Origin of the sequence: Mesorhizobium sp. M0960, from assembly GCF_040319055.1 — a bacterium.
Taxonomy (GTDB): Bacteria; Pseudomonadota; Alphaproteobacteria; order Rhizobiales; family Rhizobiaceae; genus Mesorhizobium.
Map to the genome: position 1 here is coordinate 175,717 of NZ_JAMYNN010000008.1, position 12,003 is coordinate 187,719.

The window sequence follows — 12,003 nt, forward strand, 5'->3', positions numbered from 1 at the left end:
TGGGCCAGGGTGATTAACATTCGCTTAGAGCGTCCGGCGCAAAACCGGAACTCCCCGCTCTGCCGCTCTAGCGGATCTGCCGCCGGCTCGCGGGTCTTAGCTTGCCGGCCCCGGTCGTCTGCGGACTGCAGGCCGACGCGGCGGACCCGGCTCGGGATCGGTTTTCTTCGCATGTGCCGGCTGCCCATGAGGGGTTTCGATCAGCGTGATCTTCTGCCAGATCTTTCGCGACAGGTTCGACGCCAGGTTCTCGATGTCATTGACGCCATCGATGACCACGGCGTCATTGACCGACTGGGCAAACAGCGCGGCGATCTTGCCGGTGATCGACAACATTTCGGAGCAATAGTCGAGATAGCGGGCAAGGTCGGCGGCGTTGGTGATGCGGGCTGGCGAATGTGCAGTCGGCTTGAAACTGGCTGAAAGTGCTGCCGGATCCTTGGTCAGCTGGTGCATGTCGATGACGTGGATGAGCGACCGCAGCCCGTGGAGTTGGCGGAACACCCGCTTGCGCTTGATCCGCTCCTCGGAGCGGATCAGGGCCAGGAAGCCCAGCACGGCGAGGATGATCATGTTGAGGGAGGCTTCGATGCCTTGCACCGACTGGAAGGCATCGTGGTTTCCCGAGATGCGGCCGAGCGGCAGGATTGTGCCGACGAACAGGAACATCAGCGCTCCGACGACGAAAGCGGCGATGATGAGGCCGCGCAGCCACCAGATCGGCGCCTCCAGCGCCTTGGCTGCCTTTGCCAGATCGCGCGACAGCGACACGAGCTCGGCGGCGACGCCGCGCAGGCCTGCATCGGGAAAGCGCTCGGCGACGCGCTCTTCCAGCCGTTCGGCGGTTTCGAGGATCAGTTTCGAATCAAGCGAGCGGTAGCGCATGACGAAATGTCCGATTGGCGCTCAGGGTTCGGCCGGTGCGTTGGTGCGCTTGCCGTAGCGGTTGGGGCCTGGGTCACTTTTGAAAAAAGCCAGGATAAAAAGCAGGACGAAGCCGATAATGAGAGAGATCAATGCGTAATAGGCAGGCTTGCCGAAATCATGGAACCGCTTCGCCGTTAGCGCAAAGGTCGACCATGTCGAGACGAACACAGCGATCCATAAGGCGAGCGCCCAATACTGGCTCGCGGCAGTGCCTAACGGCGTTCGCGCGAACTGGTAGAGCAGAAAGAGTTGAACGATGACCGGCAAGAGGCCAGCCAAAACATAAGCGCTCGGATTCACCCGCCCAGAAAGGCTGAAGAAAAGCCATAGGAATTGAGGTTTGTCAGTCAACCCGGTGCATCCGTTCTCGGGAGATCAATCGCGCAGCAATTCGTTGATCGAGGTCTTGGAACGGGTTCTTGCGTCGACCCGCTTGACGATGACGGCGCAGTAGAGGTTGGGGCCGGGCTCGTTGTTTGGAAAAGGCTTGCCCGGCAGTGAGCCGGCGACGACGACGGAATTGGCCGGCACTTCGCCGTAGAAGATCTCGCCGGTGGCGCGGTCGACGATCTTGGTCGATTGGCCGATGAAGACACCCATGCCGAGCACTGAGCCCTCGCGAACAATGCAGCCCTCGACCACTTCGGAACGGGCGCCGATGAAGCAATTGTCCTCGATGATGGTTGGGCCGGCCTGCATCGGCTCCAGCACGCCGCCGATACCGACGCCGCCCGACAGATGCACATTCTTGCCGATCTGGGCACAGGAGCCGACCGACGCCCAGGTGTCGACCATGGTGCCGCTATCGACATAGGCGCCGACATTGACGAAGGACGGCATCAGCACGGCGCCCGGCGCGACATAGGCAGAGCGGCGCACGATCGACGACGGCACGGCGCGGAAGCCGGCCTTCTCGAAATCGACGGCGCTCCAGCCGTCGAACTTCGAAGGCACCTTGTCCCACCATACCGCCTGACCGGGACCACCCTTGATGATCTCCATCGGGTTGAGCCGGAAGGACAGCAGCACCGCTTTCTTCAGCCACTGGTTGACGTGCCATTTGCCGTCGGCCTGCCGCTCGGCGACGCGGGCGACGCCCCGGTCGAGCAGGTCGAGCGCCGATTGGATGGCCTCGCGCGTCTCGCCGCGGGTTGCGGTCGAAATGGTGTCGCGTTCCTCGAAGGCGTTCTCGATGATCTTCTCGAGACTCGCGAGATCGGGCTTCGACATGAATTCGCTCCATTACCAAGCTGTTAAGGGCCGGCGCCTTAACCTGTTTGAAAGTCACGCGGACCCTATGTGAAGGCTTGGGGAGGGTCAATCGCGGCAGCGTCACGGGACGGCGCAAGTGAATGATTGGACGGGTAAAGCAAATATGACTCCCATGGAAAAGGCGGGGTGGACGCCGCTACCGCATTCGGACGAGGATCTGGAGCGGTCGAAAAGCGTGCCGGACACGCCGCAAACGCGCGCGGAGACATATCGGCTGGCCTGGAACGACCCCGATTTCATGACGCGGCGCGAGTTGCGCGCGGTCAGGCTGCAGCTCGAACTGCTGAAACCGGAGATGATCCTGGCCGAGCGCGGCATCCAATCGACCGTCATCCTGTTCGGCGGCGCGCGCATCCCCGAGCCCGGCGGTGAAGCCTGGGCGGCCAAGAACGAGACGCAGAAGAAGAATCTCGAGCAAAACAGCAAATACTATGAGGAGGCGCGCAAATTCGCCCGCCTCTGCTCGCAGCAGTCGGCCACTTCGTACTATCGCGAATTCGTCGTGGTGACCGGCGGCGGGCCTGGCGTCATGGAGGCCGGCAATCGCGGCGCCGACGATGTAGGCGCGCCGTCGATCGGTCTCAACATCGTGCTGCCGCACGAGCAGGCGCCAAACGCCTACGTGACGCCGGAACTCTGCTTCAACTTCCACTATTTCGCGGTCCGCAAGATGCATTTCGTCATGCGTGCCAAGGCCGTTGCGGTGTTTCCCGGCGGCTTCGGTACGATGGACGAGTTCTTCGAGACGCTGACCCTGATCCAGACCGGCCGCATGGAACGGGTGCCGGTCATCCTGTTCGGCAAGGCTTTCTGGGCACGGGCGATCGACCTCGATTTCCTCGCCGAGCAAGGTACGATCACCCCCGGCGACCAGGACATCATCGATTTCGTCGACACCGCCGACGAGGCCTGGGGGATCGTCAGCCGCTTCTATAAGCTCTGATATGCAAGCAAGAATTTGAAGCGCGCCGACTGCCTCAAGCGGGGACTTCGACGATCGCCGTGAGAAAGCCGGCGAGATCGTCGGTGACGAAGTCCACGTCGTCCTCGTTGGCCGGGTCGCGTTCCCAGATTTCCGAGAAGGTCGGCTCGAAATTGCGCGGCACCACCAGCACCGTGGTCATGCCCAGCGATTTCGGCACCGACAGGTTGCGGGCGAGGTCTTCGAACATCACCGCATTTTGCCCGGTGACGGCGTGGAGTTCGGCAAATTTCTCGTAGGATTGTCGCGCCGGCTTGGGGTTCAGCCCGGCTGCGACGATATCGAAAATGTCGTCGAAATGCTCGAGAATGCCCAGCTGCCGCGCGGTGCGTTCGGCATGCCGGCGATCGCCATTGGTGAAGATGAATTTGCGGCCGGGAAGCTGGCGTATGGCGGTGCCGAGGACGGGATCTGGCACCAGCCAGGAATAATCGATGTCGTGGACCTTCTCGAGAAAGTCGTCGGGGTCGATGCCGTGGCGCGTCATCAACCCGTTCAGTGTCGTGCCGTATTCCCGGTAGAGCTCCTTCTGCAGCTTGCGTGCTTCCTCGCGCGGCAGCGTCAGCAATTCTCCGACATAGGCGGTCATCTTCACATCGATCTGCGAGAACAGATTGGAATGGTGCGGATAGAGCGTGTTGTCGAGATCGAACACCCAGTCGGTGACATGGGCAAAGCGGGCGGGGTCGGGAAGCGTGGTCATACCGTCCTTATGGCACGAAACGATCTTTCTAACAGGAGGTTTATCCACAACCTATGCGCGCCCTGGGTGGTGAAAATGGTGCCGTGATTAAAATCTTAAGCATCGCCGAAAGGTGACATTCAGCGCTTGCTGGCACCAAGACGGACCAGTGGGAGCAAGCGATGAATCGCATATTTCTAAAGTCTGCCGCCATCGCTTTCGCCTCCGTCGCCGTCTCACTTTTGCTGACGCTGATCGTCGTGCCGGCAATGGGTTTTCCGATCAATCGCACCATCTGGTTGACGTCTACCGTATGCCCGCTGGCTCTTGCCTGGGGCGCCGGCGCCTATACGGTCTGGCAGGGCGAAAGGTTGAAGACCGCGCATCGCGAACTCGCCCGCGCCCATGCCCAGCTCGCGGCCGCCCACAGGCGCTTGGCGGAAAAGGCGAGCCGCGACGACATGACCGGCATGCTCAACCGCGAAAGTTTCTTTGCCGCCCTCGACGGCTCTCGGCGTAAATCCGATCGCGGGGCATTGCTGATCGTCGATGCCGACCATTTCAAGACCATCAACGACAGCTACGGCCATCTGATCGGCGACGAGGCGCTGCTCCTGATCGCAAGTGCGATAGAGCGTGGCGTGCGCAGCGGCGATGTCCTTGGCCGCATCGGCGGTGAGGAATTCTGCGCCTTTCTGATCGGCGCCACCGAACACGAAGCCAGGCGCGTCGCCGAGCGCATCCGCCGTGAAGTAGAGCGTATCCGTTTCCGGCCCGTCGACGAACGAACCGTTCCGCTGACGGTCAGTATCGGCGGGACCACCTGCGGCGAGGACGCCGCAGTGTCGGAGCTGATGCGCGCCGCCGACCAGCGGCTCTACGAGGCCAAGCATCGCGGCCGCAACCTGTCGATCATCGATCGTGACATTTCCGAAGCGGCGTGAGCTCAACCCTAAGCCTTGTGCTGGAAAAATTCTACCCTATCAGAATTCAACCGCGCCGCGGCCAGTGCTGTCAAAATCCGAAGATGGCGATGCGGAACAGCAGGGCAGCGGCCGCCAGCGCGACCAGTGCAATACCAAGGCCAATGGGAGAACCCCAGCTATACCATTCCATCGCCAGCTTGGCGTATTTGAATTCTTCGGCCGGTGTGAGTGGGCCGCGCGTCTGGTTCTGGTTCATTGTCCACTCCTTGCGTGCTGCGACAGGCCGTGCCTTGCGCCCGACGCAGCATATTACTATAATAGCCGTAATGTTAGGCAAATTGATAGTTAGATGATCGAAGTAAATTCGTCAAGCATGAATCGGGCCGACATGAAGACGGCCATCAGCCTCGCCATTATGGGCTGGCAGGACGCGACGCAGGCTTATGACGAGGCAGTAGGCGATAGGCTTGAGCTGAGTACGGCGGAACGCCATTGCCTGGCGCTGCTCTATGGCGGCCCGCAATCGGCTGGCGAGGTCGCGGCCGCAACAGGGTTGACGCCGGCCGCAGTCACCGCGCTGATCGACCGGCTGGAGGCGCGCGGCCTGCTGACACGAACGCGCAGCCTCGAGGACAGGCGCAAGGTGGTCATAGAGGCGACGGAACTCACGCGAGAACTATCGGCGCGCTATTATGGTGCGATCGCGCAGGAGGGAGAATGGGTAATCGCCACATTTAGCGACACCGAACTGGCCACGATCCTTCGCTTCGTCACCGCATCGCTCGACCTTCAGCGCGAACAGCTTGCCCGGCTGAAAGCCGAGGCCCTGGAAACAGCCGACAGCCTATAGGCTCGCCGGGTCGAGCGCCGGCTCGCCTTTGCGGCGCGCCACGATCGCCGCAAGATCGGCGGTCTCGAAAGCATCACGCAGCACGTCGAAAGACGGCAGCACAAAATAGGCACGCTGGAACTTGTCGATCTCGTAGCCGGTGCGCATTACGGTTTCCAGGTCGAAGGCGACATCGTGCGCGTCGCCGCCTTCGACCGCGAACTGAAGCTCGGTGAAGGATGACATCAGCCCGGCGCCGAACGCCTTCAGCGGCTGGCCCGGCTCGCGTATCAGCCCGTATTCGACGGTGTACCAGTAAAGCCTGGTGATCATCTCGTCGCCGCCGAGCGCAATCACGCTGTCGGCCCTCTTGCCATACATCTGCATGAAGTCCGCAAAGATCGGCTGCGTCAGGATCGGCACGTGACCGAAGAAATCGTGGAACATGTCGGGCTCGACAATGTAGTCGAGCTCCTTTTGGGTTCGCAGCCAGTTGGTGACCGGGAAGCGGCGGTTGGCGAGGTGGTCGAAGAACGGCTGGGCCGGAATGAGCCCCGGCACCGCGACGATCTCCCAGCCGGTGAGCTTGCGCAGCTTCTCGCTGACCTCACCGAAATCCGGGATCTTGTCGAGAAGGCCGAGCGCCGCAACGCCATCGAGATAGGAATGGTGGGCGAGCTTCCTGGTCAGCTTCGTCTGGCGGTCGCATAGCGTGCGCCACACCGCCTGTTCTTCGTCGCTATAATTGTAGCCCTGCGCCACGGTGAAATCGGCACGGCAGACCGAATAATCGCCGCGAAGGCCTCGCGCCGCGCATTCGCGGGCGTAGTCGGCAACGTTCATCGTCATGGCTTGCTCTCCCTGGAAATCATGATCAGCGGATCGTCGGAAATTCTAGCCGGATGGCGTGAGGCAAATCAGCTTTGATGGTGGCTCAAATGCGGGGTCGGAGGTAAAAGACTCCACGATCGAGCTTTGGGAGAGTGAAAATGCCTCAGTTTGACGAATTCGAGATCAAGATGCTCGACAGCCTGCAGCGCGACGGGCGCAAGCCGGTATCCGAACTGGCGCAGGAGATCGGCCTGTCGACGACACCTTGCGCGCGGCGCTTCGAGGCGCTTCAGCAGGCGGGCATCATCAAGGGCTTCGCCGCGGTGCTCAGCCGTCGCGCCGTTGGGCTGATGGTCGAGGTGTTCATCCAGGTGCGCCTGACCAGCCACAGCGACGGCTCGCCCGAAAGCTTCATCGCCGCCGTCCAGCGGATGGACGAGGTGTCCTCATGCTGGACCATGACCGGCGATCATGATTTCCTGTTGCATGTGATGGTGCCGTCGGTCGATGAGCTCAATGCCTTCGTCATGCACCGGCTGATGCGGCTCGAAGGCGTGCGCGACGTCCACACCCAGCTTGTGCTGCAGAACATCAAGGGGCCGGGCCATGTCCCGCTTGCACATCTCAGACGGTAGGCATTTCTGCGGAAAAGCTGCACACAAACTGCTGAAGCGAGCCAATCTCCAGCGCTAGATCGCCGACTACGACATGCGGACCGCCATTGCATAAGGTCCGCCATGAAAATCGTCCTGATCAACCCGCCACATACGGCCATCGGCAGCCGTGTGCCGGACGACCATCTGCCGCCGCTCGGTTTGCTGGCACTGGGCGGTCCGCTGATCGACGCGGGACATCAAGTGCGACTTGTGGACGCCGAATTCGGGCCGATGCCGCTTGCCACGCTGGTCCGGGACGCCTTGAGCGATCATCCCGACTGTATTCTGATCGGCCATTCCGGCTCGACCTCTGCGCATCCGACAGCCCTACTGATCGCCGGCATGGTCAAACACATCGATCCGGCGACAATCCTGATTTATGGCGGCGTGTTTCCGACCTATCACTGGCGCGACATACTGGCCGAAACGGAGGCCTTCGACTTCATCGTTCGTGGCGAGGGGGAGGCGACCATCGTCGCGCTGGTCGAAGCGCTTGAAAAACGCAAGCCGCTGTCGGATGTGGCGGGCATCGCCTTTCGCGACGATTTGCGCCGGCCTTTTGCCACCAACCCGGCAAGGACGATCGCCAATCTCGACGACTACCGCATCGGCTGGGAACTGATCGATATCACTCGCTATAGCTATTGGGGAGGCAAGCGTGCGGTGGTCATGCAGTTCTCGCGAGGCTGTCCGCATCTGTGCAACTATTGCGGCCAGCGGGGGTTCTGGACGCGCTGGCGGCACCGCGACCCCGTGAAGTTCGCGCGGGAGATTGCCTGGCTATACCGCGAGCACCGCGTCGAGCTGATCAACCTTGCCGACGAGAACCCGACCTCGTCCAAAAAAGCCTGGCGCGCCTTTCTCGATGCGATGATCGCCGAGAATGTGCCGGTGCTGATCGTCGGCTCCACCCGCGCCGACGACATCGTCCGCGACGCCGGCAGCCTGCATCTCTATCGCAAGGCCGGCGTCATCCGCTGGCTGCTTGGCATGGAAAATACCGACGAGCAGACGCTCCAGTTGATCCGCAAGGGCGGCAGCACCTCATCCGACCGCGAGGCGATACGGCTGCTGCGCCTCAACGGCATCTTGTCGATGGCGACCTGGGTGGCCGGTTTCGAGGACGAAAGTTTCCGCGACCTCTGGCGCGGCTTCCGCCAGCTGATCGCTTATGACCCCGACCAGATCCAGGCGCTCTATGTGACGCCGCACCGCTGGACGCCGTTCTTCAGGATTGCCAGGGATCGCAAGGTGATCCAGCTGGACGCCCGCCTGTGGGACTACAAGCACCAGGTGCTGCAGATGACCCGCCTCAAGCCGTGGATGTTGTTCTTCGCCGTCAAGCTGATCGAACTGGCCGTGCAGTCGCGGCCCAAGGCCTTGGCGCGCATCCTGTTCCACAAGGATCCGGAGCAACGGCATTCGATGCGCTGGTACACCAAAATGGGCCGCCGCGTCTGGTTCCGCGAAGTCTGGGGCTTTCTGGTTCGCGACCGCCGCCTGAAGAATGGCCCGACGCTCGCCGAATTCTGGGGCGCGCCGCAGGACGAGGAAGAGGAATCGATGGTGGTCGCGCACCCGGCGCGCAGGCTGACACCGCCTGCGACCACGATTTCGTCGCGCGCCTGACCGGCTCGTGCAATCTTTTAACAAGCATACGCAACGTATGTATATTGACATACGGAATGTATGTACCCACTTCGGGATACGGGACGGATATCAGCGACCGCCCCGGAAAATGGAACGCAGCGATCCAAAACCCCGAAGTCTTGCGGGCGGCTCTCACCTTCTCGGAGAAGCCACATCGCGATGGTCGGGACCGGCCTGCCTTGTCTGATTGGAGTGAAACAATGACCAAACGCGATGCGATCTTCCCTGCCGGTCGGCAGGCCCTCTACGAAGTCAATCGCTATTCGGCGGCGATCCGCTCAGGCGGCTTTCTGTTCGTCTCGGGCCAAGTCGGCAGCCGCGAGGACGGATCGCCGGAGCCAGCCTTCGAAAAGCAGGTCCAGCTTGCCTTCGACAATCTCGCGGCGGTGCTGAAGGCCGCCGGTTGCACGTTTGACGACATTGTTGACGTGACCACGTTCCACACCGACCCGGCCAAACAGTGGGAGGCGATTGACGCCGTTCGACTTAGGGCGATCGGTGAACCGCCCTACCCGAACTGGACCGCGGTGGGGGTGAATTGGCTGGCGGGCTTCGATTTTGAGATAAAGGTCATCGCGCGCCTTCCTCAGCCCGGATGATCGATTGGCGGCGAGCGACGAAGGCGGAGACTACCTAGTCGACCGTTCGCCCGCCCGCCTGTCTTGACAAGCGCTGCGATGGTGATCGGATGGTCTTCCGGTCTGTCGCGGCGTTGAACAGACTGAGGCCACTCACGGCACGATCAGCGTGCCGGCGCCGTGTTCGGTGAACAGCTCGAGCAGCACCGCATGCGGCGTCTTGCCGTTGAGGATGACGACGCCAGCGACGCCGCGCTCGATTGCCTCGATGCAGGTTTCAACCTTGGGGATCATGCCGCCCGAGACCGTTCCGTCCTTGATCAGGGCCTTGGCCTCGGCCACGGTCAACTCGTCGATCAGCTTCTTATCCTTGTCGAGCACGCCGGGCACGTCGGTGAGAAACAGCAGGCGCGTCGCCTGGCAGGCGCCGGCGATGGCGCCGGCAAAAGTGTCGGCGTTGATGTTGTAGGTATGGCCGTCGCGGCCGGGCGCCACCGGCGCCAGCACCGGGATCATTTCGGACCGCGCCAGGAGGTCGAGCAATGTGCGGTCGACCTCGACCGGTTCACCGACGAAGCCCAGGTCGAGCACCCGCTCGATGTTGGAATCAGGATCGATCATGGTCTTGCGCGCCTTTTCGGCAAACACCATGTTGCCGTCCTTGCCGCACAGGCCGATCGCCCACTCGCCCTCGGCATTGATCAGCGCGACGATTTCCTTGTTGATCGACCCGGCCAGCACCATCTCGACAATCTCGACGGTCTTCTGGTCGGTGACACGCAAGCCGCCCTCGAATTTGGATTCGATGCCCATCTTGCTGAGCATGGCGCCGATCTGCGGCCCACCGCCATGCACGACGATCGGGTTGACGCCGGATTGCTTGAGCAGTGCGATGTCGCGGGCGAAGGCTTTGCCGAGCGCGATGTCGCCCATCGCGTGGCCGCCATATTTCACCACGACCGTCTTGTTCTCGTAGCGCTGCATATAGGGCAGCGCCCTTGAAAGCAGCGCGGCCTGCATTTCGGCGGTGGCGGCGACATCCGTCATCGGCGTGGTTCCCAGCTTGGCATGAACGGCGGCGTCTTAGCGGGAATTGGACGAGGGGGCAAACGGCTTTGCTGTCACGATCGATCAAATCACCGCCTATGCCGGCACCTGCAGCGGCGCCCGCCGGCCCAGCCATCCCGAGATCTTTTCCATCTGCGCGGCGAACGACAAAAGCGTCTCCTCGTCACCGGGGCGGCCGGCGGCCTGGACGCCTAGCGGCAGGCCGGCATCGGTCACGTAAACCGGAAGCGTGATCGACGGTTGCCCGCTGACGTTCTGGATCGCCGGCCAGTGGGTGAACCAAAGGCTCTTGTCCATCAGCTGGCCGAATAGCGGCTTGAACTTCAGCAGGCCGGCGAGGCGCAGTCTGTCCAGGACATTCTCGATGAATTCGTCGGCGCCTTTCGGGTCCATGGTGCCGCAGGCGAGCGGCGGGTGCGCGATGACAGGCATCAGCACTGCATCATAGTGCGCGGTTTCGGTGATAAGGCGGCGCGAGGTTGCGTGCAGCCGCTGCAGGCCGGCATAGATTTCGCCGGCCGAGAGGATTTCACCGAACCGGCTCATCACGCGCGTGGCGCGTTCGATATCGCCTGAGATGGAGCGGCCGACGCGCAAGGCCTCGCCACGCATCGTGCCGGCCACCGCCGCGGCGACGGTTCTGGCGAAATCGGCGATGAAATCGCGGTCGATATAGGGCAGGTCGATCTCCTCGACGCTGTGCCCGCCTTCGCGCGCCAGCCCAATCGCCGCATCCAGAGCTTTCAAGGTTTCTTCCGAAATCGGCAGGCCGAGCGGCGATTTTCGGTAGAAGGCGAGCTTGAGCTTGCCCGGATCGCGCCCGGCGGCCGCAGTGAAACTGCCGTTCGGCGAGGGTGCCGCGTAGGGCGACAGCGGTTCGGGCCCGTGGGTCAGGTCGAGCAGCAGGGCCGTATCGCGCACCGAGCGGGCCAACGCATGGTCGACGACAAAGCCGTACCAGCTTTCAGTGACGAGCGGCGTCAAGGGCACGCGGCCGCGCGAGGTTTTCAACCCGACCAGCCCGGTACAGGCCGCAGGCACCCTGATCGAGCCGCCGCCATCCGAGGCGTGCGCCACCGGCACGACGCCGGCCGCGACCAGCGCAGCCGCGCCGCCCGAGGAACCGCCGGTCGTGTGAGCGGTGTCCCATGGATTGCGGGTGACGCCGTAAGCCACCGACTCGGTCACCAGCCTCAGCCCGTGTTCGGGTGCGGTACTGGTGGCGATCGGGACCAGGCCGGCGGCCAGATAGCGTTCCGTCATGACCGAGTTAAAATCGGGGGTGTAGGCTGGGATGCGGCTGCCGCCATGCGTCGGCACGCCCTTCATGGCAATGCCGAGGTCCTTCAGCGCAAAGGGCACTCCGGCAAGCGGCAGCTTGTGGTCGACGGTTTTCGCTCGCGCCCGCGCCGCCTCAAAAAGCGGTTCGGCGATGGCGTTGATCTCCGGCTGGGTGGCCTCGGCCCGGGCGATCGCCGCATCGACGAGATCTTGCGGTGTGATCTCTCCCTTGTGCACGAGTGCGGCCTGGCCGGTTGCGTCATGCTCCCACAGAACCCGCTCGATCGACATGGTCGCCCTCCCGCTCATGGCAAGCTAGCG

General features: G+C 62.5%; 14 protein-coding genes. 6 read left to right on the forward strand and 8 right to left on the reverse strand.

Annotated features, from left to right (window positions below):
* Positions 1-96: 96 nt before the first annotated feature.
* The 3 genes from NKH63_RS17210 to dapD are packed head-to-tail and all read right to left on the reverse strand — an operon-like array spanning position 97 to position 2,157.
* On the reverse strand, positions 97-885 hold the full coding sequence (locus tag NKH63_RS17210; protein WP_352484325.1) for a hypothetical protein: 789 nt from the start codon (positions 883-885) through the stop codon (positions 97-99).
* Positions 886-906: 21 nt separating this feature from the next.
* The gene (locus NKH63_RS17215; RefSeq protein WP_031193743.1) at positions 907-1,278 is read right to left on the reverse strand and encodes a DUF805 domain-containing protein; all 372 of its coding nucleotides are present in this window, start codon (positions 1,276-1,278) and stop codon (positions 907-909) included.
* 24 nt (positions 1,279-1,302) lie between these two features.
* Entirely contained in the window at positions 1,303-2,157 is an 855-nt protein-coding gene (gene dapD / locus NKH63_RS17220) for a 2,3,4,5-tetrahydropyridine-2,6-dicarboxylate N-succinyltransferase (protein ID WP_352918201.1), read from the reverse strand.
* Positions 2,158-2,302: 145 nt separating this feature from the next.
* On the opposite strand from dapD, the gene NKH63_RS17225 reads away from it, so the two are divergent.
* Positions 2,303-3,142 carry an LOG family protein gene (locus tag NKH63_RS17225; RefSeq protein WP_023718198.1) on the forward strand — a complete coding sequence of 280 codons (840 nt, stop codon included), beginning with the start codon at positions 2,303-2,305 and terminating at the stop codon, positions 3,140-3,142.
* Between the two features lie 34 nt (positions 3,143-3,176).
* Here NKH63_RS17225 and NKH63_RS17230 read toward each other — a convergent pair whose 3' ends face one another.
* A complete protein-coding gene (locus NKH63_RS17230; protein WP_023677476.1) occupies positions 3,177-3,884 on the reverse strand; it encodes a pyrimidine 5'-nucleotidase in 708 nt (235 codons plus the stop codon).
* Between the two features lie 161 nt (positions 3,885-4,045).
* On the opposite strand from NKH63_RS17230, the gene NKH63_RS17235 reads away from it, so the two are divergent.
* Entirely contained in the window at positions 4,046-4,807 is a 762-nt protein-coding gene (locus NKH63_RS17235) for a GGDEF domain-containing protein (RefSeq protein WP_023718199.1), read from the forward strand.
* Between the two features lie 70 nt (positions 4,808-4,877).
* Here the strand turns inward: NKH63_RS17235 and NKH63_RS17240 are convergent, their stop codons facing one another.
* Positions 4,878-5,045 (reverse strand): hypothetical protein, encoded by a 168-nt coding sequence (locus NKH63_RS17240; protein ID WP_352640282.1) that lies wholly within the window; start codon positions 5,043-5,045, stop codon positions 4,878-4,880.
* Positions 5,046-5,138: 93 nt separating this feature from the next.
* On the opposite strand from NKH63_RS17240, the gene NKH63_RS17245 reads away from it, so the two are divergent.
* A complete protein-coding gene (locus tag NKH63_RS17245) occupies positions 5,139-5,639 on the forward strand; it encodes a MarR family winged helix-turn-helix transcriptional regulator (RefSeq protein WP_352918203.1) in 501 nt (166 codons plus the stop codon).
* Here the strand turns inward: NKH63_RS17245 and phhA are convergent.
* Entirely contained in the window at positions 5,634-6,467 is an 834-nt protein-coding gene (gene phhA, locus NKH63_RS17250; RefSeq protein ID WP_352918205.1) for a phenylalanine 4-monooxygenase, read from the reverse strand. The two genes, NKH63_RS17245 and phhA, sit on opposite strands and share 6 nt — an antisense overlap.
* Before the next feature lie 140 nt (positions 6,468-6,607).
* Between phhA and NKH63_RS17255 the strand changes: the two genes are divergently transcribed.
* The 3 genes from NKH63_RS17255 (at position 6,608) to NKH63_RS17265 (ending at position 9,354) form a co-directional block, all read left to right on the forward strand.
* The gene (locus tag NKH63_RS17255) at positions 6,608-7,084 is read left to right on the forward strand and encodes an Lrp/AsnC family transcriptional regulator (protein ID WP_023718203.1); all 477 of its coding nucleotides are present in this window, start codon (positions 6,608-6,610) and stop codon (positions 7,082-7,084) included.
* 102 nt (positions 7,085-7,186) lie between these two features.
* Positions 7,187-8,734, forward strand: coding sequence for a magnesium-protoporphyrin IX monomethyl ester anaerobic oxidative cyclase (gene bchE, locus NKH63_RS17260; protein ID WP_352495033.1), 1,548 nt, complete (start codon positions 7,187-7,189; stop codon positions 8,732-8,734).
* 221 nt (positions 8,735-8,955) lie between these two features.
* Positions 8,956-9,354, forward strand: coding sequence for a RidA family protein (locus NKH63_RS17265; protein ID WP_352495032.1), 399 nt, complete (start codon positions 8,956-8,958; stop codon positions 9,352-9,354).
* A 132-nt stretch (positions 9,355-9,486) separates the two neighbouring features.
* Here NKH63_RS17265 and argB read toward each other — a convergent pair whose 3' ends face one another.
* Both argB and NKH63_RS17275 read right to left on the reverse strand, forming a co-directional pair.
* Complete coding sequence (argB, locus tag NKH63_RS17270; protein WP_023677482.1) at positions 9,487-10,380, reverse strand: acetylglutamate kinase; 894 nt, start codon at positions 10,378-10,380, stop codon at positions 9,487-9,489.
* 96 nt (positions 10,381-10,476) lie between these two features.
* Positions 10,477-11,973 carry an amidase gene (locus tag NKH63_RS17275; RefSeq protein WP_023718206.1) on the reverse strand — a complete coding sequence of 499 codons (1,497 nt, stop codon included), beginning with the start codon at positions 11,971-11,973 and terminating at the stop codon, positions 10,477-10,479.
* Positions 11,974-12,003 lie beyond the last annotated feature (30 nt).

Coding starts and splice junctions, on each gene's coding strand:
- NKH63_RS17210 (WP_352484325.1), bottom strand. CDS start 885: ATGCGCTACCGCTCGCTTGATTCGAAACTGATCCTCGAAACCGCCGAA.
- dapD (WP_352918201.1), bottom strand. CDS start 2,157: ATGTCGAAGCCCGATCTCGCGAGTCTCGAGAAGATCATCGAGAACGCC.
- NKH63_RS17225 (WP_023718198.1), top strand. CDS start 2,303: ATGACTCCCATGGAAAAGGCGGGGTGGACGCCGCTACCGCATTCGGAC.
- NKH63_RS17230 (WP_023677476.1), bottom strand. CDS start 3,884: ATGACCACGCTTCCCGACCCCGCCCGCTTTGCCCATGTCACCGACTGG.
- NKH63_RS17235 (WP_023718199.1), top strand. CDS start 4,046: ATGAATCGCATATTTCTAAAGTCTGCCGCCATCGCTTTCGCCTCCGTC.
- NKH63_RS17240 (WP_352640282.1), bottom strand. CDS start 5,045: ATGAACCAGAACCAGACGCGCGGCCCACTCACACCGGCCGAAGAATTC.
- NKH63_RS17245 (WP_352918203.1), top strand. CDS start 5,139: ATGATCGAAGTAAATTCGTCAAGCATGAATCGGGCCGACATGAAGACG.
- phhA (WP_352918205.1), bottom strand. CDS start 6,467: ATGACGATGAACGTTGCCGACTACGCCCGCGAATGCGCGGCGCGAGGC.
- NKH63_RS17255 (WP_023718203.1), top strand. CDS start 6,608: ATGCCTCAGTTTGACGAATTCGAGATCAAGATGCTCGACAGCCTGCAG.
- bchE (WP_352495033.1), top strand. CDS start 7,187: ATGAAAATCGTCCTGATCAACCCGCCACATACGGCCATCGGCAGCCGT.
- NKH63_RS17265 (WP_352495032.1), top strand. CDS start 8,956: ATGACCAAACGCGATGCGATCTTCCCTGCCGGTCGGCAGGCCCTCTAC.
- argB (WP_023677482.1), bottom strand. CDS start 10,380: ATGACGGATGTCGCCGCCACCGCCGAAATGCAGGCCGCGCTGCTTTCA.
- NKH63_RS17275 (WP_023718206.1), bottom strand. CDS start 11,973: ATGTCGATCGAGCGGGTTCTGTGGGAGCATGACGCAACCGGCCAGGCC.